This is a genomic window from Micromonospora sp. LOL_023 (genome assembly GCF_048060115.1).
Classification (GTDB): domain Bacteria; phylum Actinomycetota; class Actinomycetes; order Mycobacteriales; family Micromonosporaceae; genus Micromonospora_E.
This window is the reverse complement of the sequence record NZ_JBHMIM010000046.1, coordinates 24,553-49,221: the sequence shown is the minus strand read 5'-3', so window position 1 is coordinate 49,221 and position 24,669 is coordinate 24,553. Positions and strand designations below refer to the sequence as shown.

Genomic DNA, 24,669 nt, shown 5'->3' with positions numbered 1-24,669 from the left:
CCCGGGTGTGTACTCGACGGGCTGGTGGCGCCCACGGCAGCGTGCAGGAAAGGGTTTTCCTAATGTTACCGCAATGTATCGAAGGGTTTCGATCCCGTCAACCCATCCACCTCAATCTGGCGATCTTGCCCTCATCAATGGACAACCTAGACAAATAATCCTGACAACTGCAAGATCGTCAGGGAGAGTCGGGGAAAGGTGACAACGGGTGTCAGGTTTTGCTGACACGGTCGACACCATGAACACACCACTGACTGACCGGATCGCACTGGTCGCCGGCGCCACCCGGGGCGCCGGCCGGCAGATCGCGGTCCAACTCGGCACCGCCGGCGCCACCGTCTACGTCACCGGGCGGACCACCCGCGAACGGCGTTCGGAGATGGACCGCCCCGAAACCATCGAGGAGACCGCCGAGCTGGTCGCCGCCGCCGGCGGCACCGGCATCGCCGTCCCCACCGACCATTTGGAGCCCGACCAGGTTCAGGCGTTGGTCGAGCGAATCGATCGCGAGCAGGGCCGGCTGGACGTGCTGGTCAACGACATCTGGGGGGCCGACCACCTGACCGACTTCGAATCCCCGGTCTGGCGCCAGCCGCTGGACCGCGGTCTGCGGTCGCTGCGGCTGGCGATCGACACCCACCTGATCACCAGCCACTACGCCCTGCCACTGCTCATCCGCCGACCCGGCGGCCTGGTGGTGGAGATGACCGACGGCACCGCCGACTACAACGGCACCCACTACCGGGACTCGATCTTCTACGACACCGCCAAGAACGCCGTCGGGCGGTTGGCTTTCGCCCAGGCACAGGAGCTGCGTCCGTACGGGGCGACGGCGGTGGCGCTGAGCCCAGGCTGGATCCGGTCCGAGGCGATGCTGGAGCACTTCGAGGTGACCGAGGCGAACTGGCGCGACGGCACCGCCAAGGACCCGCACTTCGCCATCTCCGAGACCCCGGTGCTGGTCGGACGGGCGGTCGCCGCGCTGGCAGCCGACCCGCAGGTGTCCCGGTTCACCGGGCAGTCGCTGTCCAGCGGGCAACTGGCCAAGGAGTACGGCTTCACCGACGTCGACGGCAGCCAGCCGGACGCGTACCGCTACATCGTCGAGGTGGTGGAGACGGGCCGGCCGGCGGACACCACCGGTTACCGCTGAGGTCACCGGCGGTCAGTCGCTGGCGTAGAGCGCGGCGAGCTGGGCGGCGGCGGCGCGCATCCGGGCCCGCAACGCGGCCGGGGCGACCACCTCGACCTGCGGCCCGAGCGCCTGCAACTGTTGGTACGCCACTTCGAGCGACTCGACCGGCAGCCGGGTGCGCACCCAGCCCTGCCCGTCGGGCGGCCCGGCCGAGTCGGCCGCCGCGCGAGCGGCCGGTGCCTCCACCGCCCAGCGCAGCGCGCGCAGCCCGGCCGGGCTCAGCCGTACGGTGATCTCCTCGGTGAGGATCGCGCGGACGAACTCGGCCGACCGCCCCGCCCACACCGCGGCCAGGTCGAAGTCCGGATCGCGAGCGAAGGACACGCCGATGGTCGTGACCGTGCCGATCCGATCCACCCGGTAGATCCGGTGGCCGTCGTCGACCCGGGCGACCAGATACCAGGTGCCGTTCTTCAGGACCAGGCCGGACGGCTCGACGGTCCGGGACACCTCCCCGGCGCGGACCGTGGCACCGGCACCGGCACCGGCACCGGCACCACGCCGGTAGGTGATCTCGACGACCTGGTCCTGCCAGCTGGCGCGAGCCAGCGGGAGCAGGGCCGGCGGCGGATCGGCTTCGCGGAACCAGCCCGGCGCGTCCAGGTGGAACCGCTGCCGGGCCCGGCCGGCGGCATCGCGCAGGCTGGCCGGCAGCGCGGCGGTGACCTTGAGCTGGGCGACGCCCAGCACGTCGGCGAGGCCCATCTCGCTGGCCGGGCCCGGCAGCCCGGACAGGAACAGGGTCTCGGCCTCGCCCCGGCTCAGCCCGGTCAGCCGGGTCCGATAACCGTCGAGCAGCCGGTAGCCGCCGCCGCGTCCCTGGTCGGCGTAGACCGGCACCCCGGCGGCGGACAACGCGAGCACGTCCCGGTAGACGGTGCGCTCGGAGACCTCCAGCTCGCGGGCCAACTCGGCGGCGGTCATCGTCTCCCGGGCCTGCAGCAGCAGGACCAGGGAGATCAGCCGGGCGGCCCGCATCGTCGATCCCCGAACCCGCTCAGAGTCCGGACCGGGCGGCGACGGAACCGTCGGTACGCGGGTCGCGGGCGAGTACTTCGCTTCGTTGGCGCCGGCCGCGGGCCGAGCCGAGCACGCCGGCGGGGCAGCCGCCGGCGGTCGACCGGCGGAGCAGGTCGTCGTGCAGTCGCGCCCACAGCGGCAGTGGGTTGTGCCGGTCGACCGGCCGGACCTGGTCGGTCATCGCCGGAGCAGGTAGGTGTCCATGATCCAACCCTTGCGCTGTCGGGCCTCGGCCCGCCGCGCGACGATCCGGTCGGCGACCAGATGCACCGGGCCGGCGTCGAGGATCTCGTCCGGCGTACCGAGGTAGGCACCCCAGTAGATGCGAACCTGATCGTCGGCGGTGAACCGGGTGAACGCGCACTGCGCGTCGAGCATCACCACCAGGTCGTCGACTCCGGCAGGAAAGCCTTCGTCGGCGAGCCGGCGCCCGGTGGTGATCTGCACCGGGCGGCCGATCCGGTTGAGCGCGATCCGGTGCCGGGCGGTCAGCGTGGCGATGCTGCTGATGCCCGGGATCACCTCGTGATCGAACTCGACGACGTCGCGTTCCCTCAGGTCGTCGAGGATGGCGAGGGTGCTGTCGTACAGCGCCGGGTCGCCCCAGACCAGGAAGGCGCCGCAGCCGTCGTCGGGGAGTTCGTCGCGGATCAGCTCGGCGAAGAGGTCGGCGCGCCGACGACGCCAGTCCTCGACCGCCGCGGGGTAGGCCGCCGCTGTCCGGTCCCGTTCCGGGTCGGGGACCTCGACCAGCCGGTACGCCCCCGAGGTGTGTCGGCGCAGGATCTCGTGCCGCGACACGGCCAGATCCTGCTTCACCGGCCCCTTGTCGAGGAGGAAGAACACGTCGACCCGGCGCAGCGCCGCGATCGCCTGCACGGTGAGTTGCTCGGGGTCACCGGCACCGATCCCGATGATCAGAATCTTTCGCACCTGGCGAGTGTGCCCTAACCCGTCGGCGGCGGGTGTCCGGGTTTAGCGGTTAGTGGCCGTTTTTGGGCACAGTTTTGCGGCAAATGGTCAGACGGATGAGGCGCCGAGCCGGCTGAGCGGCGAGGATCACAACATGAAGGTTCTCTTCCTGGGTGGTCCGTGGCATGACCAACGTCGTGAGGTGACCCCCCGCCGCCTTGCCGCTGCCGCTGACACCTTGCCTACGCAGTACACGGTGCCGATTCAGACCGGAGCCGATCCGGTCACCTACACCCGCCGCTACGCCCGCAGTCAGGGCGGGCGGCTGCCGGTCTACGTCGCCCCCGACTATTCCGGCCCGGCCCGCGCCTGACCTGCGGCGCGGGCCGCGACGCTGAGCTGGTCACCGCGGTTTGTCGAGCCCCCGCAGCGGGTCGGCCAGCTCACGTTCGAAGAAGTCCAGGAATCCGTCCGGGTCGGGCCCGGCGTTCTGCAACACGATGTGGTCGAAACCGGCGTCGAGATACGGCCGGACCGCTTCGAGGTGCACCGCCGGGTCCGGCCCCACGCTGAAGTGGTCGGCGATGTCGCCGGCGTCGACCAGCGCCGACGCCGCTTCGAAGTTGACCGGGTTCGGCAGCTCGCTCATCACCTTCCAGCCGGTCAGCGCCCAACGGCTGGACTCCCAGGCGGCCTTGATCGCCTGGTCGTCGTCGACCGCCCAGGCCATCGGCACCTCGGCGTAGCGCGGCCCGGCACCGCCGGCCCGCCGGTAGTGCTCGACGATCGAGCCCTTCGGCTCGGTGGCGAACAGCCCGTCGCCGAGCTCGGCGGCCAGCCGGGCGGACTCCGAGCCGCTGGCGGCCACCGCGATCACCGGCGGGGTCGGTGGCAGGTCGAACACCCGTGCGTCGTCGAGCTGCAGGTGCCTTCCCTGGTACGAGTGGTAGCCGCCGGACCAGAGCAGCCGGATGATCTCCAAGGCTTCGCGTAGCCGCTCGTGCCGTCCGTGCACGCTGGGGAACGGCTCCCCGGTGACGTGCTCGTTGAGGCGTTCACCGGCACCCACCCCGAGGGTGAACCGGCCGTCGGACAGCAGTGCCATGGTGGCGGCCGCCTGGGCGATGATCGCCGGGTGGTAGCGCATGCTCGGGCAGGTCACCCCGGTGGCCAGGCCGATCCGTTCGGTACGGGCGGCGATCGCCCCGAGGACGCTCCAGGTGAACGGCGAGTGGCCCTGCGAGTCGAGCCACGGGTGGAAATGGTCGCTCATCTCGACGAAGTCGAACCCGGCCTGCTCGGCCCGGACTGCCTGGTCGATGAGCTCGGCCGGCCCGAACGCCTCGGTGGCCAGCTTGTAGCCAATCCGCATGTCTCTGCCCTTTCCGTGCTGGTCCCACCACGTCGGTGACCGTGGCGCAGTCCGAAGGTTCTCGTACCCGTGCCGGACGGATCTATTCGCGGTCGTGCTCGACCCGCAGTTGCCGCTTCGGGGCCGGGTCGGCGAGATGACCGGCGGCGGATCAAGGCGCCGGTCTTCGGCTCCGCGACGGTGGCGTCCTGGGCAACATCGATCCGTTCCTCGCTGTCGACCGCCAGGCGGTTACCGCTGGATGGTGCCTGATGAGCAACTGGTGCGGGTGCGACTGGCTAGCCGTGAGCAACTGCGAAGGCAACTGCTCTGTGAACGCGACGGGGGTCGCGGCGAGGCGGTCGCGAACCTCCTCAGGAATGTCTGATTTGGAGGTTCACGGATGTCCGGCGGGCCGGCATACGCGCGTGCCTGTGCGCTTCGTCTTCGGCCGATAGTGGAGGAGGATGTGCGGGTGCCGGTGCCACGAGTCCTGGTCGTCGACGACGACGCGCAGATCCGCGAGTTACTCGAGTCGACCCTGCGGTTCGCCGGCTGGGAGGTGCACGCCGTGCCCGACGCCGCTACGGCGTTGGTGCGCCTGACCGGCCAGGAGTTCGATGCTGTCGTGCTCGATGTGATGATGCCTGGCCTGGACGGGTTCGAGACCGTCCGGGTGCTGCGCGGCCGGGGCAAGACCACGCCGGTGCTGTTCCTGACCGCGCGGCAGGACGTGGAGGACCGGATCCAGGGGCTGCGGCTGGGCGCCGACGACTATGTCACGAAACCGTTCAGCGTTGCCGAGGTCGTCGCCCGGCTGGAGGCGCTGGTGCGACGGACGGCGGGCACCGAGGTGCCGTCCGAGGACAACCGGCTACTGCTCGCCGACCTGGCCGTCGACCTCGATGCTCACCTGATTACTCGTGCGGGGCGTCCGGTGCACTTGTCGCCGACCGAGTTCCGGCTGCTTGTCTTCCTACTCAACAATGCGGGGCGGGTACTGTCCAAGAGCCAGATCTTGCAGCACGTGTGGGGGTATGACTTCGGCGGGGACGCCAACGTCGTCGAGCGGTTCGTCGCCAATGTACGCCGCAAGATTGACAACGGTGCGTCCGTGCCGCTGATCCACACCGTGCGTGGTTTCGGGTACACGGCGAGAGAACCCCGGTGAGACTGCGGTGGCCCGTGCGGCCGCTGTCGATCCGTCGCCGGCTCCTGGTCCACCTGCTCGTCCTGCTGCTCGTCGGGCTAGTCGGCGGTCCCGCCCTGACCTCGTTGTTCCTGCAACGCTACCTCGCCGAGCGGGCCGAGGAGCGGCTGTGGAACATCAACGCCTCCGTCGGCGGGATCCTCAGCGGACGTGACCGGGTGGTGATCGAGCCGGACGCGTTGCCCGCCTTCTCCGGCGTGGTCGTGGTCGGTCTGGACACGAGCGGCCGGCCGGCGTTCACCTTCGACCGGCTCCAGGATGGCCCACCGCCACCGGCGGGCGACCTCGTCGCAGCTACCCGCGCCCTGCCGATCGGGGAACCCGCCGACCTGACCGCCGGGGGCCGCACGTTCCTGGTGGCCCGTGCCCGAGCCACAGGCCTGGTCGTGGAGTCCGGCGACGCCACGTCGATACCGCTCGGGTTCCTCATCGTCGCCGTCGACCGGACCGACGACGTGGCGGTGATCGCCCGCCTGCGGCGGACCGGGTTCGGGTTCGCCGTCGCCGCGTTGATCGTGCTGGGGTCGGTGGCCGCGTTGAGCCTGCGCCGCGGCCTGCGCCCGCTGGAACGGATGGCCGAGGCCGCCGACCAGATCGCCGGAGGCGCCGGGGACCACGACTTCGGCGATCTCGCCCACGGCTCCGGTACCGAGACAGTCCGGCTGGCCGCGGCCCTGACCGAGGCGTTCGAAGCCCGGCGCCGCGCCGAGCAGGCCCTGCGCTCGTTCGTCGCCGACGCCTCGCACGAACTACGCACCCCGCTCACCGGCATCAGCGGCTGGCTCGACCTATACGTGCAGGGCGGCCTGGAGGACCGCGACGACCTGGACCGGGCGATGGGCCGGATGGAGGCCGAGGTGGGCAGGATGCGCCTGCTCGTCGAGGATCTGGCCCTGCTCGCCCGGATGGACGCCGGGCGGCCGCTCGCCGCCGAACCGGTCCCTCTGCTGCCCCTGCTGGAAGGCATCATCGAGGACGCGCGCGTGATCAAGCCGGACCGGGCGATCACCCTGCAGGCGGCCGGACCGGTCACCGTGCTCGGCGACGCACCGCGGCTGGAGCAGGTGTTCCGCAACCTCGTCGGCAACGCCGTCCAGCACACCCCGGCCGGCACGCCCGTCGAACTGGCCGTCGGCCCCGCCGCCCGCACCGAGGTCGCCATCGAGGTCGTCGACCACGGACCGGGCATCGCCGAGCACGACCTGGCCCGGGTGTTCGACCGGTTCTACCGGGTCGACGCCGGCCGGTCCCGGGACGGATCCGGGACGGATCCGGCTCCGGGCTGGGGTTGTCCATCGTCCGAGCCCTGGTGACCGCGCAGGGCGGCGAGGTCACCGGCCGGTCCGTGGTCGGCGAGGGCACCACGATCACCGTCCGGCTCCCGGTCGCGGCACCGGCAGCGTTGCCGTCAGCCAACCATCAGGTTCCCGGCAGGGGATCGTCAGGGTCCGAATAGGCGCGCCGTCAGCTCAGGCCGGTCGACTGGACGGCGAGCGGGCATCCGGCCCGCCGGACAGCGGAAGGGATGACGAGCTGATGGCTCGGTTGTTGCAGCGCGTAGGCCGGTTCGCGCACCGGCGGAGATTCATCGTGATCGGAGGCTGGGTGCTGCTGCTCCTGGCCCTCGTGGGAGGTCTGGCGGCGCGCGGGAGCGCCCTGACCGACGAGTTCACCATCCCCAGTTCGGAGTCCCAGGCGGCGCTGAACGTGCTGCAGGAGGAGTTCCCCGGTGCGGGCGGGACCTCGCTGCAGATCCTGCTGGAGGCACCCGACGGCGGGACGGTTGGCGATCCGGCCTACAACGCAGCCGTCCAACGGTCACTGACAGCGGTGTCCAAGCTCGACCATGTGCGGTCCGTCGCGCCGCCGCAGGCCCCGGGCACGGTCAGCGCCGACGGCCGATCCGGGCTGGCCATCGTGCAGTTCGACGTACTCAAGAGCGAACTGCCCGACTCGACAGGCGACGACGTCCGGGCCGCGATGGCCCCGGCCGAACAGGCCGGGCTGACCGTGCTCCTCGGCGGCAACGCCCTCTCCGGCGGGCCGAGTTCCGCCTCGCACGCGGCGGAGGTGATCGGCCTCCTGTTGGCGGTCGTCGTCCTCGCGGTCACCCTCGGATCGGTGGTCGCCGCCGGGCTGCCCCTGCTCACCGCGCTCGTCGGCGTCGCCGCCGGGCTGGTCGGTATCTGGGTGGCCTCGACCCTGACCACGATCTCCACGACCGCCCCGACGCTCGCGCTCATGCTCGGGCTCGCGGTCGGTATCGACTACGCCCTGCTGCTGGTCGCCCGCCACCGCGCCGAACTGGCCGCAGGGGCGGACGTCGCGCAGGCCGTCGCCCGAGCCACCGCCACTGCTGGGTCATCGGTGGTGTTCGCCGGGTCGACCGTGATCATCGCCCTCCTCGGCCTGGCCGTGGCGCAGGTGCCGTTCCTCACCGTGATGGGAGTGTCCTCGGCGGCAACCGTGCTCCTCGCGGTGCTGGTGGCGATCACGTTGCTGCCGGCCCTACTGTCGGTGGCCGGGCGGCGGCTGGCGCCGCGCCCGGGCGGGCGATACAGCCGGCGGGCCACGGCCGTCGCCGAGGGCCGCGCGGTCCCCGGCGCCGAGCGCTGGGTGCGGGGCGTGCTGCGCCGGCCCGTCATCATCCTCGCCGCCGGGATCGGCGCGCTACTCCTCCTGGCGGTGCCGGTGACGGGCATGCGACTGGCGCTGCCCGACAACGGGAGCCTGCCGAACAGCGACCAGGCGCGCCAGGTCTACGACACAGTCTCCGACGAGTTCGGACCCGGGCTCAACGGTCCGGTCCTCGTGCTCGCCGACCTCTCCAGGTCCAGCCAGCCAGACACGGCCGCCACGGCCGTCGCCGAAGGTCTCAGCGACATTCCCGGTGTGGCGTCGGTGGCGCCGCCGCGGATATCCACCAACGCCCGGTACGCCCTGATCCAGGTGATCCCCGCGACCGGACCCGCCGACCCGGCGACCGCCGACGTGGTGCAGACGATCCGGCACGAGGCCGCGGACATCACCGCCACGACCGGCGCAACCATCCAGGTCAGCGGGACGACCGCGCTCGGCGTCGACGTCTCCGCCCGGCTGTCTACCGCGATCCTGCCGTTCGCCCTGGTCGTCGTCAGCCTGTCGATGGTGCTGTTGACGATGGTCTTCCGCTCCCTGCTGGTGCCCCTAATTGCCGCGGTCGGCTACCTACTCACCCTCGGCGCGACCCTCGGCGTCACGGTGGCACTGTTCCAGTGGGGCTGGTTCGGCGGCATCCTCAGCGACGGCACCACCGGCTCGCTGGTGAGCTTCATGCCGATCATCGTGATGGCCGTGCTGTTCGGTCTGGCAATGGACTACCAGGTCTTCCTCGTCTCCCGGATCCACGAGGCGGTCATCCACGGCCGCGAGCCGAGGGAGGCGGTACGCGAGGGAGCACGGCACGCCGGCAGAGTCGTCGCGGCCGCCGCACTGATCATGATCGGGGTCTTCGCCAGCTTCGTGGTCAGCGGGACGGCAACGGTCCGCCCGATCGCCTTCGCGCTGGCCCTCGGCGTGCTCCTGGACGCCTTCCTTGTCCGAATGACGCTGGTCCCCGCCGCACTCGGGCTGCTCGGCACACACGCATGGACACTGCCGCAACGCCTCGACCGCCTGCTGCCCGCCATGGACGTGGAGGGTGTCGCACTGGCCCGCCCGGCCGGTGGGGACGCCACCGGCTCCGTTGAGGAACTTGTCCCCACCGAGGTGGACCTCACCCGCACCGGCGGTCCGCAGCTGAGCGGACGACGTCGAGACCGCGAGCGCCGCCAGCCAGCACCGATCAGAAGGATTCGCGTGCGTAACCGCCTTTTTGCAGCCATGCCGGTGACCGTGATCGCAGCGCTCGTCGGGTGCCTCGCGGTGCCACCAGGCGCCCAAGCTGCCGCGTCGACAACGACGCCTGGCATCGACGCCTACCTCTACGGTTACGCTCCGGTCGTCGCCGCCCGCACCCGGGCCAACCAACTGTGCGCCATCGGGAACGTCAACACGCTGGTGAACTCGCCTACGCTCGCCACTCCCGCCAGCCGTGACGTGGTGGCACCCAACGTCGACACCCTCTACTCGATCGCATGGCTCGACCTGCGTCGTGGGCCGGTCGTGCTGACGGTACCGGCGATCGACGACCGGTACTACAACTTCCAGTTCCTCGACCTGTACACCAACGTGTTCACCAACATCGGTACCCGCACCGTGGGCGCTTCGGGCGGCAGGTACGCGATCGTTCCGCCCGGATGGTCCGGTGAACTTCCGAGCGGCGTCACGTCGGTGTCCGCACCCACCTGGGACGTATGGCTGCTAGGCCGCACGCTCGTGAAGAACCCCGACGACGTGCCCGCCGCCAGGGCTGTCATGGCCGGGTACCAGCTTGCCGTCCTCGAAACGTCCGCCACCGACACGCCGCCAGCGCTGCCTACGCCCGACTGCGCGAACCTGCCACGGCCACAGACCCCCTACGACGCCGGCGCCGCCTTCTTCGACGAACTGGCTGCCGCGCTCGCGGCTGACCCACCCCCGACCGCCGACGCGCCGGCACTCGCTCGTCTCGCCACGCTCGGCGTCGAGCCGGGCGGGATCCCGAGCCAAGGGGATCCGCAGACCGTTGCCACCCTGGAGGCGGCGGTGACCGACGGGCAGGCGTACCTCGTAGCCGGCCAGGCGGAAGCCGCGTTCCCCGCTGCCGGGCGGACGTGGCGGTCGAGCCTCAGCGCCGGCACCTACGGCACCGACTACCTGCTCCGAGCCAGTATCGCCGCTGGTGGCCTGGGCGCCAACGTGCCCGCCGAGTCGACGTACTATTTCTCCCTGTCCGACTCGCTCGGCCAGCCGCTCAGTGGGGAACGCTCCTACCGGCTGCACTTCCGGCCGGGAGCTCTCCCGCCGACGAGCGCGGACGGATTCTGGTCGGTGACCATGTACGACGAGAACCACTTTCTTGTCCCCAACGAGCTCAACCGGTACGCCCTCAGCGATCGTTCCGCTCTCACGGTGAACCAGGACGGATCACTCGACCTGTTCCTGTCCACCACTCCACCACCCGGCGGGACGGCGAACTGGCTGCCCGCCCCGACCGGCGCCTTCCACGTCTACATGCGGGTCTACCTACCCACCGACGATGTACTGACCGGCGAGTGGCAGCCGCCGCGCATCGCCCGGTGGTTCTGCTGAGACGTGTGCTGATCACGCGATCGGGTCAGCGCCGGCTGACACGATCGCGCCGCTCCCGGGTCGCGGTACCAGCCACCGCTCGTCGGTGATCCGCAGACCGAAGCGCATGAAAATGACCGTGACCAGCCGGTAGCCCGGGTTGGCCCATCGATCCAGGGTTGCAGGTCGGTCGAGTCGGGTCAGAACCTGGCGGGTGAGTGCCCGCGGTAGTCGTTCGGACTGCCGCGGGCAGGCCGTGCTGACCGCCCTCGCCGAACAGGCGCTCGCCGAACGCCCCGCGCCCGACGCGTTCGTCGAAGCGGGCGCTGCCGCCACGACGTCGGGAAGTGCCATGTGGCTGGGTGCGCCCATGGTGCTCCTGGATCTGTGTGCTCAGCGGCCGGGAGGGGCGAACGAAACTGGAACACGGCGTGGTGAAGGCGGCGGCAGCTCTAGTTTCGTACCTCCGGGCGAGGCGCCGCCGGCGATCCTGCCGCTATGGACAAGGGGGACAAGGGGCGGCCGACGTGATGGACGGCGTGCTGTCACCTGGGGAGATCACTAGCTGGGTGGCGTCGAGCAGGGCACGGACCGCTGTGGAGTCGCCGATGATGGCGACCGCTTCGGCGCCCTCGATCGGAGCTCCACCGATGACCAGAGCCTTCCACGCGAGGGTCGTTGCCTCGACTCGCGCGTCGACGTCGTCGGGGATCGGTTCCTTCGACACCGTGGTGCCGCCTGGGCCTACTGTCGCGAGGTACTCGACCGGCTCTTGCCCGGCGGCGCGGGAGTCCGTCAGGGTCAACGCGACGCGGCGGACGGGCTCACCTGCTGGTGCCGGCGACGCATGTGCCCGCATGGCGAGGACGAGTGTGTCCGGGCTCATGTCCGCCTCCAGCGGCAGTCGCGGCGAGCGCACGGCCCACCGTGACAGGGCTGTGTTGACAGCCTCGAGGTCGTATCCCCACTCAGTAAGGTCGTAGACGGTGACGTCGGCGGGGCGGGGCAGGGTGCGCCGTACAACGATGCCGGACTCTTCCAGGTCCTGGAGCCGGCGTGAGAGCGTTCCGGGGCCGATGCCTGGAATGTCGCGCTGGATGTCGACGAAGCGCTTCGGCCCCAGCAACAGCTCGCGCACGACGATGAGGGCCCACCGCTCTCCGATCAGGTCGAGCGCGTGGGCGGAAGCGCAGCCGTCGTTGTACGAGCCATATGTCCTTCGTGTCGCCACCGAGCCAGTGTAACTACTTGGCTAGTAGCGTGTACTACTGATTTAGTAGTGCCATGGATGCCCGACGCACCGATGTTTGGACTGCCGTTCACCGCGAACGCGCGGCTCTTGTCCGCGACCTGGAGACTCTCGCGCCAGAGCAGTGGAACGCTCCGACCGCCTGCGGTGAATGGGACGTGCACGACGTCGTGGCCCACCTCGTCGACACGGCGAAGACCACGAGGATCGGCTTCATCCGACACATGGTGACTGCCCGCTTCGACTTCGACCGCCAGAACGCCGCCGGTCTCGTCCGCGAACGGTGCGACGACCCGAAGGACACTCTCGACGCGCTGCGATCCGTCCTGACCTGCACCAGAACGCCGCCGGCGGCGATCGCCACACGCCTCGTCGAGGCCTTCGTCCACGGAGAAGACGTCCGGCGGGCGGTCGGGCTCACCGGCGACTACCCGGCCGACCAGGTGGCGACGGCGCTGGAATTCCAACTTCGCACGACCGTGAAGATCGGCGGCGGTAGGGAGCGCGCGAGTGGTCTGCGGCTCATCGCCTCCGATGCACCCGTGGACGGTGGAACCGGACCGCTGGTGCACGGATCGGCCCTCGCCCTCCTGCTCGCGGTATCCGGTCGCCCCGTTGAGCCCGATGAGCTCTCCGGCCCCGGCGCAGCGACTCTCGCCGAACGCACTACCTCCTGAAGCCGCCACGCCACCCGAATCTGCTACGAGCTCTGTCTGGTCCTTGGTGAGGCCGACGACGGCAACCTCGACAGGGCCGTCCGGTCCCTATGGCGTGCCGCCGACGTGCATGGCTGCCGGGTTCGCCGGGCCCGTGGTTCTGGCGAACCGGGTTCAGCGCCAGTCCGGGTCGCGGCGCAGCACCAGGGCGCTGTTGAAGCCGTCGAAACCACGGGCGGCGACCAGCGCGGCGTGCCCCGCGCACTCACGTGGCGTACGGACGAAGTCGAGCTCGCAGCCGGGTGCCGGCCGTCGCGGTGCGGCGGTCGGCGGCAGCAGCCGATGCCGCAGCGCCAGCAGCGCCGTCGCCACGTCCAGCGCGGCGCTGCCCTGGTGGGCCCGGCCGGTCAGCGGCTTCGGCGTGGTCACCGGTGGTTGCGCCGGGCCGAAGACGGCGTGCAACGCCCGAGCCTCGGACCGGTCGTAGCGCGGCACCCCGAGCGCGTCCGGCAGGCAGACGTCCACCTGCGCCGGTGCCACCCCGGCGACCTCCAACGCCCGCCAGATCGCCCGCGCGTACTGACCGACGTCACCGCCGGCGTGTCGGTCGGTGTGCCGGGCGTCGTGGGTGGCGCCCCAGCCGGCGACCTCGCCGTAGATCACCGGAGCGCCCCGGGCCAGCGCGTGTCCCAGCTCCTCGACGACCAGCACCGCGCCACCCTCGCCGGGCAGGTAACCGGCGGCGTCCGCATCGAACGGCAGGTACGCCGTCTGCGGGTCGGTGCCGGTGCTGAGCAGCCCGCTGCGCAGCTGGCAGGCCAGTGCGTACGGGCTCAGCGCGCATTCGGTGGCCCCGGCCAGCACCACGTCGGCACCTCGGCGGATGGTCCGGGCGGCGTGCGCCAGGCTGTCCAGCCCGCCGGCCGCCTCGGCGACCAGCACCCCGCATGCCCCCTTGAACTGGTGGGCGATGGAGAGCTGGCCGACGCTGGCGGCGTAGAACCAGGCGATCGACTGGTACGCGCCGACGCTGCGGCCCGGTCGGCTCCACAGCCGCTGCAGCTCCCGCTGCCCGAACAGGTTGCCCCCCGACGAACTGGCCAGCGCGACCGCGTACCGGTCGGGGTCGTCGGCGGTCTCCGGCAACCCGGCGTCGGCCAACGCCAGCCGGGTGCCGGCGAACCCGAGGTGGGTCCACCGGTCGGTCTGCACCGCCCGCCGGTTGTCGGTCCACTGCAGCGCGTCGAAGTCGGTGACCTCGCCGGCCAGGGTGACCGGGTACGGCGTCGGGTCGAACAGGGTGATCGGGCCGGTGCGTACCTGCCCGGCCAGGGTGGCCTTCCAGTGCGCGTCGGCACCCATCCCGGTGGGCGCCACCACTCCGATGCCGGTGACCACCGCTCGTCGGCGGTCCGGATGCGGTGGTGCGCCGCCATCGGTCCGCCCGCCGCTGTTCGATCCGTCGCCGCTCAACGTCGGGTCCTCTCCGGGCGGGCGAACACCATCGCCGACTGGAATCCGCCGAAGCCGCTGCCGACCGACAACGCCACGTCGACCGGTAGCTCACGGGCGGTGTTCGGGACGTAGTCCAGGTCGCACTCCGGGTCCCGGGTGCGCCAGTTCGCCGTCGGTGGGACCGTCCCGTGTGCCATGGCCAGCGCACAGGCCGCCATTTCGATGGAGCCGATCGCGCCGAGCGAATGCCCGACCATGGACTTGATCGAGCTGATCGGCACCCGGTACGCGGCGTCGCCGAGCGCCCGTTTGAAGGCGGCGGTCTCGTGCCGGTCGTTCTGTCGGGTCCCGGAACCGTGTGCGCTGACGTACGACACGTCGTCGGGGTTGAGCCGGGCCTGGTCCATCGCCTCGACGATGGCCCGCGCCATCTCCGCTCCGTCGGGCCGCAGGCCGGTCATGTGGTAGCCGTTGCTGCGGGTGGCGTACCCGCCGACCTCGCAGTAGATCCGCGCGCCGCGCCGCCGGGCGTGGTCGAACTCCTCCAGCACCAGGACGGCGGCGCCTTCGGCGAGGACGAACCCGTGCCGGTCGTTGTCGAACGGTCGGCTGGCATGCGCCGGGTCGTCGTTGTCCGGGCTGGTGGCCCCGATCGCGTCGAACGAGGCGACGGTGACCGGGGAGATCGGCGAGTCGGCGGCGCCGGCGAGCATCACGTCGGCGTCGCCGTCGACGATCAGCTGGTGGGCGTAGCCGATCGCGTCGATCCCGGAGGTGCAGCCGGTCGAGATGACCTGCGCGGGGCCGTGCAGCCCGTGCCGGCAGGCCACGTCGGCGGCGAGGCTGCTGGGGATCAGCGCCTGATACAGGTACGGGGTGGTGCAGTCCGGGTCGACCAGCCAGTGCGTGCCGGAGTCGCTGGCCACCACGTACTCCTGCTCCAGGGCCATGGTGCCGCCGACCGCGGAGCCGAGCGCCACACCGGCCCGCTGCCGGCCGGCGTCGTCGAGCCGCAGCCCGGCGTCGGCGACCGCCTCGATCGAGCAGGCGAGCGCGAACTGCACGTACCGGTCGGCGCGTCGTCGTTCGCGGGGGCCGAGGCCGGCGCGGGCCGGGTCGAAGTCGCATTCGGCGGCGATCTGGGATCGGAACGGTGCCGGGTCGAAGAACGTGATCCGGCGGGTGGCGGTGCGCCCGGCGGTGATCGTCGCCCAGAAGCTGTCCCGGGTCGCGCCGCCGGGGGCGACGACCCCGATGCCGGTGACGACGGTTCGCCGGGGCGACCCGGGCGCCGTCACGGCCGGCTGCCGTTGGGTGCCGTCGTGCGGGGGCGCTGCGCCGGCTGCGGCCGGTTCGCCGGGAGCCGGTCGGTGTCTGGCGCGTCCGGTCCGGGGCCGAGTACGGCCGGGCCTTCGGTGTCGACGTGGCCGAGCTCGGGGCGCGGTGCCAGCGGGCCGAGGTGGAACACCACTTCGGCCGGCCCTTTGCTGACGTTGCGCAGCCGGTGGCGGGTGTTCATCGGTACGAACAACGCCTCGGCGCGACGCACCGCGACCGGCAGGTCGTCCAGGTCGACGATGATCTCACCGCGCGCGACGTAGAGGAACTCCTCGCTGTACGGGTGGTAGTGCTCGGCGATCCGTTCGCCGGGGCGCAGGATCGCCATGCCGAGGAAGCCCGACGTGCTGCCGACGGTACGCGGGCCGAGCAGCACCCGCAGTTCGCCGCCACGGCGGCGGTCGGCGGTCAGGTCGCGGGCGGCGACGAGTCGTGGGTCGTTCACTGCCGACCTCCGGCGGTCTCGGCGGTGCGGGCCAGGGTTTCGATCCGGTCCCGGATGATGTCCAGTTGGATCCGGCTGTTGGCGTTGATCCGGTCGGTCATGCCGGCGTTGTCGATCGGCGCGGTCGGTCGCATCGAGAAGTCCTGCACCCAGGTCATCCGGGTGCCTTCGGGGACTTCGGCGTAGTCCCACCGGATCCGCATGTACTCGAACGGCCCGGGTTCGATCCGCTGCGCCAGCACCCGGCGGCGTTCCCGGTCGGCGGTGCGTTCGCTGACCCAGCTCCAGGCGATGCCGTTCTCGTCCGGGTGCATGGTCAGCCGGAACCGTACGGTGTCTCCGCTCCGGTGCATGATCTGCACCGATTCGTACTCGGTGAACAGGTCGGTCCAGCGGCCGACGTCGTTGGTGACGTCCCAGACCAGGTCCAGGCCGGCGGCGATCACCACGCTGTTCTCGGTGTGGCCGGGTGGATCCGGCTCGTCGACCGGTGCTGTGCCGGTCGCGTCGGTCGGACTGGCGACGGCTGTGCCGGCCGCGTCGGCCGGACTGGCAACGGCCGCACCGGACGGGCCGAGTTCGGCGGCGACCAGGTCGGCGACCTGGGCGATGCTCAGGTCCGCGCTGTCGGTCGGGATCCGCACCTGGTAGCGGTCGGCGACCACGGCCTGCAGTTCCAGCAGGGCGAGCGAGTCCATGCCGAGGTCGGCGAGCGACGCCGCCGGGTCGTCGGCGGCGCTGCCCGCGTCCAGGCCACAGTTGCGGACCAGGATGGCGGTGATGTCCGCGGAGGTGACCGACCGGTGTTGATCGATGATGCTCATTGTTGCTCCTTGGTTGAGGCGACTTGTCACTTAGGAACCGGCTGGTCGAGCAGTCGGTCGACCAGGGTGGTCGACAGCCGTCCCTTGCGGAACGCGGCGTCGTCGAGGACCCGCCGCAGGAACGGGATGGTGGTGCGCATTCCGGGCCCGTCGATGTCGAACTCGCTGAGCGCGCGTTCCATCCGGTTGAGTGCCAGCTCCCGCTCGGGTGCCCACACCACCACCTTGGCCAGCAGCGAGTCGTAGTGCGGGCCGACGACGTATCCGGGATAGCCGTGGGTGTCGACCCGGGTGAAGGGGCCACCGGGTGGGACGAACCGGTCCAGTCGTCCCGGGGTCGGAGCGAAGCCACGTCGCGGATCTTCGGCGTTGACCCGACACTCGATGGCGACGCCACGCGGCCGGATCTCCGGCTGGCGCAGCCGCAGCGGGGTGCCGCAGGCGATGTGGATCTGTTCCTGGACCAGGTCCACCCCGGTGATCATCTCGGTGACCGGGTGTTCGACCTGGATTCGGCAGTTGATCTCGATGAAGTGGAACTGGTCGTGTTCGTCGACGAGGAACTCGAAGGTGCCGACGCCGACGTAGCCGACCGCCAGGGCACCGCGCAGCGCGACCTCGGCCATCTCGTCGAGCATGGCGGCCGGCAGGGTGGGGGCCGGGCCTTCCTCGATGAGCTTCTGGTGCCGGCGCTGTACGGAACAGTCCCGGGTGCCCAGATGGATCCCGTTGCCGTGCCCGTCGCAGAGCACCTGGACCTCGACGTGCCGGGCCTGGAGGAGATAGCGCTCCAGGTAGACCCGGTCGTCGCCGAAGACCGCGCGGGCCGTCTGACGGGTCCGGTGGTACGCCTGGGCCAGGGTCCGTTCGTCGGAGACCACGGTCATGCCCCGGCCGCCGCCACCGGCCGCCGCCTTGATGATCACCGGGTAGCCGATCTCGGTGGCGAGGGCGGCGGCGTGTGCGGCACTGGTGACCGGCTCCTGGCTGCCCGGCGGCAGCGGCAGCCCGGCCGCGCCGAGGACCGCCCGAGCCTGGGCCTTGTCGCCCAGGGCGAGCATCACCTGTGCCGGCGGGCCGATGAAGGCCAGCCCGTTCTCGGCGCAGATCTCGGCGAAGTCGGCGTCCTCGGAAAGGAATCCGTAGCCGGGGTGGACGGCCTCAGCGCCGGTGCGGCGGGCCGCCTCGATGATCGCCGCCGCGTTCAGGTAGCTGGACCGGCTCGCCGGTGGGCCGATGTGGACGGACTCGTCGGCGAACCGGACCACCGCCGAGTCGCGGTCCGCCGTCGAGTGGACCGCGACGGTCCGTACGCCGAGTTCCCGGCAGGCCCGGGCGACCCGCAGCGCGATCTCGCCCCGGTTGGCGATCAGGATCTTCTCGAACACGATGCTCGCCTCCTCATTCGGGACCGAGCGTGATCAGCGGCTGGTCGAACTCGACCGGTTCGCCGTCGCCGACGAGGACTGCCTCGATCACGCCGCGCTGGTCGGCGGTGATCTCGTTCATCAGCTTCATCGCTTCGACGATCCCGATCACCTGCCCGGGTTCGATCACGTCGCCGGTGGTGACGAACGGTTTGCCGCCCGGCTCCGCCGCCCGGTAGAAGGTGCCGACCATCGGCGACACCAGCCGGCGTGTTCGCGCCGTCGGCACTTCGCCACCGGAAGCCGCCCCGGCGGTCGGCGGCTCCCCGGCGGTCGGCGGCTCCCCGGGTACGGCGGTCCGGCCGGCCGGGTCGTGCCACTCGATCTCGATCACGGTCTCCCCGTGCCGGACCTGCACCCGCCGCAGCGGGCCGGCGAGCTCGCCGACCAACTCCCGGGTCTGTTCGGCGAGCCGGCGTAGCTGACTGGCCAGCTCCGGGCCGGCCGGGGTTCCGTTGGCGGCGGCTGCGGACATCATCGCCTCACCTGGATCGGTCGGTCGGTGTCGTCGGCCGGTCCGCCGACGGGAACATCCGTTGCCCCGGCCCCGGCCCCGATCTCGGCTGGGCCGGCGGCGTAGCGGCGGAACCGGCGGGCACGTCGGCGGAGCAGTTCGGCGGTGGGCAGCGTGAGCAGGTCCGCCAAGGCGGCGAGCAGCGCGGCGCGGATCCGTTCACCGGCCCCGGTCGGGTCCCGGTGGGCACCGCCCGGCGGTTCCCCGACGATGCCGTCGGCGACGCCCAGGCGGACCAGATCGGGTGCGGTGAGCCGCAGCGCGGCGGCGGCCCGCGGTGCGGCGGCCCGGTCGTGGAACAGGATCGCGGCGCAGCCTTCTGGGCTGATCACCGAGTAGACGGCGTTCTGCAGCATCAACACCCGGTCGGCGACCGCCAGCGCGAGGGCACCACCGCTGCCACCCTCGCCGGTGATGACCGCGATCACCGGCGTCGGTAGTCGGGACATGGTGCGCAGACAGGTCGCGATCGCGGCGGCCTGGCCCTGCTCCTCGGCGTCCACTCCAGGGTGTGCGCCGGGAGTGTCGATCAGGGTCACCACCGGGAGACCGAGCCGGGCGGCCAGTCGCATCATCCGTACCGCCTTGCGGTAGCCGGCCGGGCCGGCCATGCCGAAGTTTCGGGCCAGCATCTCCCGCGCGTCGTGCCCCTTCTGGTGCCCGATCACGACGACCGGCTGGTCACCGAGCCGGGCCAGGCCGGTGACGATCGCCGGGCAGTCGGCACCGAGCCGGTCGCCGTGCAGTTCGACGAAGCCGTCGAACACGGTGTGCGCGTAGTCCGACGTGGTCGGCCGGGCCAGGTTGCGTGCGGCGCGTACGCACTGCCAGGCGTCGGGTGTCTCGCCCTGGCGGGCGGCCGGCACGACGACCGTCGGATGGGTGGCGGTGGGTGCCGCCGGACCTGCTCCGACCCGGCCGGCCACGGCGAGCGCGAGCAGGGCGCGCAGCCGGGCCCGCAGGTCGCGGCGTTCGACGACCAGATCGACCTGGCCGTGCCGGAGCAGGAACTCCGCGGTCTGGAAACCGGCGGGCAACTCCTGGCGGATCGTCTCGCGGATGACCCGGGGGCCGGCGAACCCCATCCGGGCGCCGGCTTCGGCGATCACCAGGTCGGTGTTGGTGGCGAACGAGGCGGCGACGCCGCCGTACGTCGGGTCGGTGATGACGCTGACGGTGAGCAGGCCGGCGGCCCGCAGGTCGGCGATCGCGCCGCTGATGGTGGCCAGCTGCATCAGCGCCAGCGCACCTTCCTGCATCCGGGCGCCACCGGAAGCGGTGACCAGCACCAGCGGGCTGGCGGTGGCGAGCGCGTGCTCGGCGGCCCGGGTGATCAGCTCGCCGGTGGCGGCACCGAGGCTGCCGCCGAGGAAGCGGAAGTCCATCACGGCGAGGACGGCGCGGTGTCCGCCGATGCGGGCGGTGCCGCACACCACGGCCTCCGCGAGGCCGGTCGCGGTCCGCGCCCGGGCGAGCCGCTGCGGGTACGGCAGGGAGTCGACGAACCGTAGCGGGTCCACCTCGGCGGCCGGTTCACCCAGGTCGACGAAGCTGTCCGGGTCGGCGAGCTGACTGATGCGCGCCGGCGCGGTGAGTCGACGGTGATGTCCACAGTCGGGGCAGACCTCGAGGTTGCGGCGCATCCGCCGCCGGTAGACCAGGGCGCGGCAGACGGCGCAGCGCAGCCACAGGTCCCGGGTGGCCGGGCCGGTGGCGGTCATGGCCGTCGGCCGGTGGAGGCGTCCCAGTGGTAGAACCGGTGGGCCATCGCGTCGCGTGGGGAGCGCCAGGTCGCCAGGTACGGGCTGATGTACGCGGCGAGCCGGCGGCTGACCCGGTCGAACTCGGGATGTTCCCGGGCGGCGGCGACCGCCTGCGGCCCCGTGTGGTCGGTTTCGATCAGGTGCACGTACAGGTCGTGCAGTCGGTACAGCGACCGGTGCCGTACCCCGGCCAGGCCGGGCAGGTCGGTGCAGTCCGACTCGGCGAAGATCTCCGCGACCTGCTGTTCCGCGTCCGGGACCACCTTGGCGATGATCAGCGACCGATCCATGGCTTCCTCCCAGCGGCGTCGTGCCTTGGTCGCTGCCCACGATGCCGTCGGCGGCGTCACCGTCGCGTCGCGTCGCGCTGTTCGGGCCGGAGCTCGGCGTTGACGCCGAGGTAACGGCGGGCCGGTACAGCGCGTGATCACCGAGGGTTACCGCGACTGTCGGTGATGCCCGTTTGTTTCGCAAGAAGTAGCAGCTCAGGCTAGTTGTCGGGTATCTGTCGGGGTGACCGGTCGGTCGAGCGCGTCATTGACTGAGAGTAATCACGGTTGATAATCTTGGTGACGCAAGGGCGTGGTGACAGGGCAGTGACCGGTGGCTGACGCGTGCAGGGGGTTCCGCCGTGACGTTAGAGGCAGGCAACGCGGAAGCATCGGTCCGACTACTACTTCTCGGCGGATTCCGCCTGGTCAGGCGGGACGAGTCAATAACGGTCCCTCGTGGACTCCAGCGGATCCTCGCGCTGATCGGGCTGCGTCCCGGTGCCACCCGCGCACATCTGGCCGGGCTGCTCTGGCCGGACGCGGCCGAGGAGCGTGCCCTTTCGTCGCTGCGTACCGCGCTGTGGCGGCTGCGCCAGGAGCCGAGTTGCCCGCTGCGCACCGCCGGGGACACCGTCCGGCTCGATCCACAGGTCCAGGTCGATGTGGACGATCTGGTCCGCACCGCGGCCCGGGTCCGCGACGGCGGCGATCCCCGGCTGGCCGACGTGGTGCTCACCGCCGCCCGGCACGATCTGCTGCCCGGCTGGTACGACGACTGGGTGCTGCTGGAGCGGGAACGGCTGCGGCAGTTGCGGCTGCACATGCTGGAGCACGTCGCGCAGACCTATCTGGAGGCCGGGCAGCACGACGAGGCGCTGCAGGCCGCCCTGGAGGCGGTGGGTGCCGAACCGTTGCGGGAGACCCCGCACCGGCTGATCGTGCGGATCCACCTCGCCGAGGGCAACGCCTACGAGGCGTTGCACACCTTCTACGCGTACCGGGATCTGGTGTTGCGGGAGTTGCAGCTGGAGCCGTCGCCGGCGATGTCGGCGCTGCTGGGCGACATCCTGACGCCGATCCGCGACGCCCCGGGGCGTCCCCGCCCCCGCCGGCACCACCCGGTCACCGACCCGGTGCGATCCGGTCCGGCGTGACCGCCGCCGGCTGGGTCGCGTCGGCCTGGGTCGTGCGGTCGTCACCCCCGCGGTTCGGCCACCCGCGCGCCGAGGGAGACCCGGACCAGGGCGGCGGCGAACCGCGGCAGGTCGCGATCACTGACCAACGTGGCCAGTCGCTCGGGCGAGCCGGGCAGCCCGATCCGGCCGGCGCCGCTGGTCACCCGCTTGTCCAGGTACGGCCGCAGGCCGGGCCAGACCGCCTGCACCTCACGCAGGTAGATGTCCGCGCCGGTCGGTCCGATCCCGGGGTACGCGGTGAGGAGCCGGCGCAGCGCGGTCGGCTCGTCACCGGCCTCGGCGTGCAGCCGCCGCAGGTCACCGCCCCATCGGCGTTGGCACAACTCGGCCCCGTCACCGAGCATGGTGGCGGTCCGCTCGTCGTACCGCCGGTAGTGACCGCGACCCAGCGCGTCCACCCGGTCCTGCCAGCTGGCCGCGGCCATCGCCGCCGGGGTGCGGTAGCCGGCGGCGAAGAGTTCCCGCGCGGCGTCGATCGCGATCCGCGCCGCGATCCGGGTACTCAGCAGCGTCGCGAGCACCAGGAGCTGGTACAGCGGTGCCGGCTTGTCGGCCAGCGTGATGCCCGCCTCCGCGCTGAAGGTACGGCCCTGCTGGTCGAGCAGGGCCGTCACGGTCGTTGCCGGCCGCCGATCGGCCATCTCCGTCACCTCCCGGTCACGCCACCTCGCCGACCTGCGGGATACCCCTGGCCGGCCGGGCGAAACGACTCAGCCGGCGGTGCTCGCCAGCAGCGCGCCGGCGTCCGGGCGGCCGTCGGCCCGCGGGTCGGCGCGGTCGCCGGCCTGTGCGATGTGCAGCGCCTCCACCAGGTCGCGGTACAGCTCGTCGGTCGCCAGCAGCGTCTGGTGGTCGCCGCGTGCCCGAACCCGCCCGGCCTGCATCACCACGATGGTGTCGGCGTCGATGACGGTGGAGAGCCGGTGCGCGATGGTGACCACCGCGCCGTGCCGGGCCTGCTCCCGGATGCAGTCGTGAATGGCGGCCTCGGTGAGCCCGTCGACCTGGGCGGTCGCCTCGTCGAGCAGCAGTACGTCCGGGCGGCGCAGGATGGCGCGGGCCAGCGCGATCCGTTGCCGCTGCCCGCCGGACATCGACGACGGGCTCAGCGGGGTGTCCAGCCCGTCGCTGAGCGAGTCGACCTTCTCGGTGAGCCGGACGGCGTGCAGCGCGCGGCGGATCTCGGCGTCGGTGGCGTCCGGATAGGTGAAGGTGAGGTTCTCCCGGATGCTGCCGGGGATCACCGGAGTGTCCTGCTCGACGTAGGCGAGTCGCTGCCGGACCTCGGTGTGGTTCAACGCCGGGTAGGGCGTGCCGTCGAGCAGCAGCTCACCCTGCTGCGGAGCGAGGAACCGCAGGATCAGGGAGAACATGGTGGTCTTTCCGGCACCGGACGGGCCGACGATCGCCACGTGGCCGCGCCGGGGCACGGCCAGGTCGACGTCGCGTACGGCCGCCGGCTGGTCCGGGCCGTAGCCGGCGGTGACCTGCCGTAGTTCCAGCACCGGCCGGTCGTCGCCGGTGGCGCCGAACTGGGTGCCGGCTCTGGCCGGTGTGTCGGCGTCACTGTCCGGCGCCGACGTGGGGTCGGCTTCGGCCGGCATCGCCTCGATCTGCCGGATCCGGCCGGCGGCGGCGATGCCCGACTGCAGCGCGGTGAGATGTCGGCTGAGCGTGGTGACCGGCTCCATCAGCCCGAAGGCGTAAAGCAGGAAGGCGATCAGGCTGGACACGGCGAGGTCTCCGGTGCCGACCCGCCAGGCACCGATCCCGAGGATCATGATGATGGCGAGCTGGATCCCGCTCCAGGCGATGGTCCAGGCGTAGGCCTCCCGGCGGACCGCCCGTACGCTTTGTCGGGCCGACTCGCGGGCCTCGCCGACGATCCGGTCGGACTGGCGCTGCTCGGCCCGGCTGACCTTGACGGTCCGGATCGCCCGCAGCGTCCCCTCCAGCACCGACCCGAGGGTGCCGACGTGTTCCTGGGCCCGCTCTTGCGCCTTGGCGATGCCCGGCATCAGCAGACTGAACAGGAACGCCATCACGGCCACCGCCGCGACGGTCGCGCCGAGCAGCACCAGGTCGAGGACTGCCATCAGCGCCAGCGTGCCGACCAGCATGACCGAGCCGTTGATCAGGCCGATGACGCTGGCCGAGGCGGCTTCCCGCAGCAGCACCGTGTCGGAGGTGACCCGGGTGACATACTCGCCGGTGGACCGGCCGGTCACCGCCGGCACGGTGGCCCGGAACAGCCGGCGCACCATCGACTCGCGGGCGTCGAGGACGACCCGTTCGCCGACGGTGCCGAGCAGGATCCACTGCCAGAGCCAGATGACCACGCCGAGGGCGAGCAGGCCGAGCAGGGCGAGGACCGGTCCGCGCAGCGAGGTGAAACTGGAGAGGCTGTCCAACACCCACTTGGTGACCATCGGGGTGGCCAGGCTGCCGGCGGATCCGAGCAGCGCGAGCAGCAGCCCGAGGCCCAGGGCGCGGCGGTGCGGCCGGGCGAACGACCAGAGCAGGCGGAGCCGGGGCAGGCTGGGATCGGCGGCGGAGGGTTCGACGTTGGCCGGAGCGGTCATACCTTCAAGTGGAACACTTATGTTCCAGAAGCGTCAACAAACATTCGCTAACGGCACGTCGTACGGTAGT

General features: G+C 71.5%; 22 protein-coding genes and 1 pseudogene. 8 read left to right on the top strand and 15 right to left on the bottom strand.

Annotated features, from left to right (window positions below; genetic code table 11):
- Window positions 1–238 precede the first annotated feature (238 nt).
- Window positions 239–1,153 (top strand): SDR family oxidoreductase, encoded by a 915-nt coding sequence (locus ACFHVL_RS22735; protein ID WP_416630451.1) that lies wholly within the window; start codon window positions 239–241, stop codon window positions 1,151–1,153.
- A gap of 12 nt (window positions 1,154–1,165) precedes the next feature.
- Here the strand turns inward: ACFHVL_RS22735 and ACFHVL_RS22730 are convergent, their stop codons facing one another.
- Genes ACFHVL_RS22730 through cobF form a run of 3 tightly spaced genes read right to left on the bottom strand, consistent with a single transcriptional unit; the run spans window position 1,166 to window position 3,148 of the window.
- Window positions 1,166–2,173 carry a helix-turn-helix transcriptional regulator gene (locus tag ACFHVL_RS22730; protein WP_416630450.1) on the bottom strand — a complete coding sequence of 336 codons (1,008 nt, stop codon included), beginning with the start codon at window positions 2,171–2,173 and terminating at the stop codon, window positions 1,166–1,168.
- Between the two features lie 19 nt (window positions 2,174–2,192).
- Window positions 2,193–2,396 (bottom strand): hypothetical protein, encoded by a 204-nt coding sequence (locus ACFHVL_RS22725; protein ID WP_416630449.1) that lies wholly within the window; start codon window positions 2,394–2,396, stop codon window positions 2,193–2,195.
- Window positions 2,393–3,148 carry a precorrin-6A synthase (deacetylating) gene (gene cobF, locus ACFHVL_RS22720; RefSeq protein WP_416630448.1) on the bottom strand — a complete coding sequence of 252 codons (756 nt, stop codon included), beginning with the start codon at window positions 3,146–3,148 and terminating at the stop codon, window positions 2,393–2,395. Before cobF ends, ACFHVL_RS22725 begins: the two co-directional genes overlap by 4 nt.
- Before the next feature lie 133 nt (window positions 3,149–3,281).
- Between cobF and ACFHVL_RS22715 the strand changes: the two genes are divergently transcribed.
- Window positions 3,282–3,500, top strand: a complete 219-nt coding sequence (locus tag ACFHVL_RS22715) for a hypothetical protein (RefSeq protein ID WP_416630447.1) — start codon at window positions 3,282–3,284, stop codon at window positions 3,498–3,500.
- A 30-nt stretch (window positions 3,501–3,530) separates the two neighbouring features.
- On the opposite strand, the gene ACFHVL_RS22710 is transcribed toward ACFHVL_RS22715, so the two are convergent.
- Window positions 3,531–4,499 (bottom strand): TIGR03557 family F420-dependent LLM class oxidoreductase, encoded by a 969-nt coding sequence (locus ACFHVL_RS22710; RefSeq protein ID WP_416630446.1) that lies wholly within the window; start codon window positions 4,497–4,499, stop codon window positions 3,531–3,533.
- A gap of 454 nt (window positions 4,500–4,953) precedes the next feature.
- Here ACFHVL_RS22710 and ACFHVL_RS22705 point away from each other — a divergent pair, with 454 nt between their 5' ends.
- From ACFHVL_RS22705 to ACFHVL_RS22690, 4 genes are all read left to right on the top strand, one after another.
- Window positions 4,954–5,649: a response regulator transcription factor gene (locus tag ACFHVL_RS22705; protein WP_416630445.1), complete on the top strand. Its 696-nt coding sequence runs from the start codon at window positions 4,954–4,956 to the stop codon at window positions 5,647–5,649.
- Window positions 5,646–7,001, top strand: a complete 1,356-nt coding sequence (locus ACFHVL_RS22700; protein WP_416630444.1) for a sensor histidine kinase — start codon at window positions 5,646–5,648, stop codon at window positions 6,999–7,001. The genes ACFHVL_RS22705 and ACFHVL_RS22700 overlap by 4 nt, the downstream gene beginning before the upstream one ends.
- Window positions 6,998–7,144 (top strand): hypothetical protein, encoded by a 147-nt coding sequence (locus tag ACFHVL_RS22695; RefSeq protein WP_416630443.1) that lies wholly within the window; start codon window positions 6,998–7,000, stop codon window positions 7,142–7,144. The genes ACFHVL_RS22700 and ACFHVL_RS22695 overlap by 4 nt, the downstream gene beginning before the upstream one ends.
- Window positions 7,145–7,278: 134 nt before the next feature.
- Window positions 7,279–10,899, top strand: coding sequence for an MMPL family transporter (locus ACFHVL_RS22690; protein WP_416630442.1), 3,621 nt, complete (start codon window positions 7,279–7,281; stop codon window positions 10,897–10,899).
- Between the two features lie 475 nt (window positions 10,900–11,374).
- Here the strand turns inward: ACFHVL_RS22690 and ACFHVL_RS22685 are convergent, their stop codons facing one another.
- Entirely contained in the window at window positions 11,375–12,109 is a 735-nt protein-coding gene (locus tag ACFHVL_RS22685) for a winged helix-turn-helix transcriptional regulator (RefSeq protein WP_416630441.1), read from the bottom strand.
- A gap of 53 nt (window positions 12,110–12,162) precedes the next feature.
- Between ACFHVL_RS22685 and ACFHVL_RS22680 the strand changes: the two genes are divergently transcribed.
- Window positions 12,163–12,804: a maleylpyruvate isomerase family mycothiol-dependent enzyme gene (locus tag ACFHVL_RS22680; RefSeq protein ID WP_416630440.1), complete on the top strand. Its 642-nt coding sequence runs from the start codon at window positions 12,163–12,165 to the stop codon at window positions 12,802–12,804.
- 153 nt (window positions 12,805–12,957) lie between these two features.
- On the opposite strand, the gene ACFHVL_RS22675 is transcribed toward ACFHVL_RS22680, so the two are convergent.
- From ACFHVL_RS22675 to ACFHVL_RS22640, 8 genes and pseudogenes are all read right to left on the bottom strand, one after another.
- On the bottom strand, window positions 12,958–14,181 hold the full coding sequence (locus ACFHVL_RS22675) for a beta-ketoacyl synthase N-terminal-like domain-containing protein (protein WP_416630470.1): 1,224 nt from the start codon (window positions 14,179–14,181) through the stop codon (window positions 12,958–12,960).
- 71 nt (window positions 14,182–14,252) lie between these two features.
- Complete coding sequence (locus ACFHVL_RS22670; RefSeq protein WP_416630439.1) at window positions 14,253–15,536, bottom strand: beta-ketoacyl-[acyl-carrier-protein] synthase family protein; 1,284 nt, start codon at window positions 15,534–15,536, stop codon at window positions 14,253–14,255.
- 113 nt (window positions 15,537–15,649) lie between these two features.
- A pseudogene (locus ACFHVL_RS22665) lies at window positions 15,650–16,021 on the bottom strand (cupin domain-containing protein); the annotation flags it as partial.
- On the bottom strand, window positions 16,018–16,845 hold the full coding sequence (locus tag ACFHVL_RS22660) for an SRPBCC family protein (protein ID WP_416630438.1): 828 nt from the start codon (window positions 16,843–16,845) through the stop codon (window positions 16,018–16,020). The pseudogene ACFHVL_RS22665 and the gene ACFHVL_RS22660, both read right to left, overlap by 4 nt.
- A gap of 26 nt (window positions 16,846–16,871) precedes the next feature.
- On the bottom strand, window positions 16,872–18,233 hold the full coding sequence (locus ACFHVL_RS22655; RefSeq protein ID WP_416630437.1) for an acetyl-CoA carboxylase biotin carboxylase subunit: 1,362 nt from the start codon (window positions 18,231–18,233) through the stop codon (window positions 16,872–16,874).
- Between the two features lie 13 nt (window positions 18,234–18,246).
- Complete coding sequence (locus ACFHVL_RS22650; protein ID WP_416630436.1) at window positions 18,247–18,747, bottom strand: acetyl-CoA carboxylase biotin carboxyl carrier protein; 501 nt, start codon at window positions 18,745–18,747, stop codon at window positions 18,247–18,249.
- Window positions 18,747–20,507, bottom strand: a complete 1,761-nt coding sequence (locus ACFHVL_RS22645) for an acetyl-CoA carboxylase carboxyltransferase subunit alpha (protein ID WP_416630435.1) — start codon at window positions 20,505–20,507, stop codon at window positions 18,747–18,749. The genes ACFHVL_RS22650 and ACFHVL_RS22645 overlap by 1 nt, the downstream gene beginning before the upstream one ends.
- Window positions 20,504–20,839: a TcmI family type II polyketide cyclase gene (locus ACFHVL_RS22640; protein WP_416630434.1), complete on the bottom strand. Its 336-nt coding sequence runs from the start codon at window positions 20,837–20,839 to the stop codon at window positions 20,504–20,506. The genes ACFHVL_RS22645 and ACFHVL_RS22640 overlap by 4 nt, the downstream gene beginning before the upstream one ends.
- 341 nt (window positions 20,840–21,180) lie before the next feature.
- Here ACFHVL_RS22640 and ACFHVL_RS22635 point away from each other — a divergent pair, with 341 nt between their 5' ends.
- The gene (locus ACFHVL_RS22635) at window positions 21,181–21,975 is read left to right on the top strand and encodes an AfsR/SARP family transcriptional regulator (protein ID WP_416630433.1); all 795 of its coding nucleotides are present in this window, start codon (window positions 21,181–21,183) and stop codon (window positions 21,973–21,975) included.
- Window positions 21,976–22,016: 41 nt separating this feature from the next.
- Here the strand turns inward: ACFHVL_RS22635 and ACFHVL_RS22630 are convergent, their stop codons facing one another.
- Window positions 22,017–22,658 (bottom strand): hypothetical protein, encoded by a 642-nt coding sequence (locus ACFHVL_RS22630; RefSeq protein WP_416630432.1) that lies wholly within the window; start codon window positions 22,656–22,658, stop codon window positions 22,017–22,019.
- A 69-nt stretch (window positions 22,659–22,727) separates the two neighbouring features.
- Window positions 22,728–24,599, bottom strand: coding sequence for an ABC transporter ATP-binding protein (locus ACFHVL_RS22625; protein WP_416630431.1), 1,872 nt, complete (start codon window positions 24,597–24,599; stop codon window positions 22,728–22,730).
- Window positions 24,600–24,669: the final 70 nt, after the last annotated feature.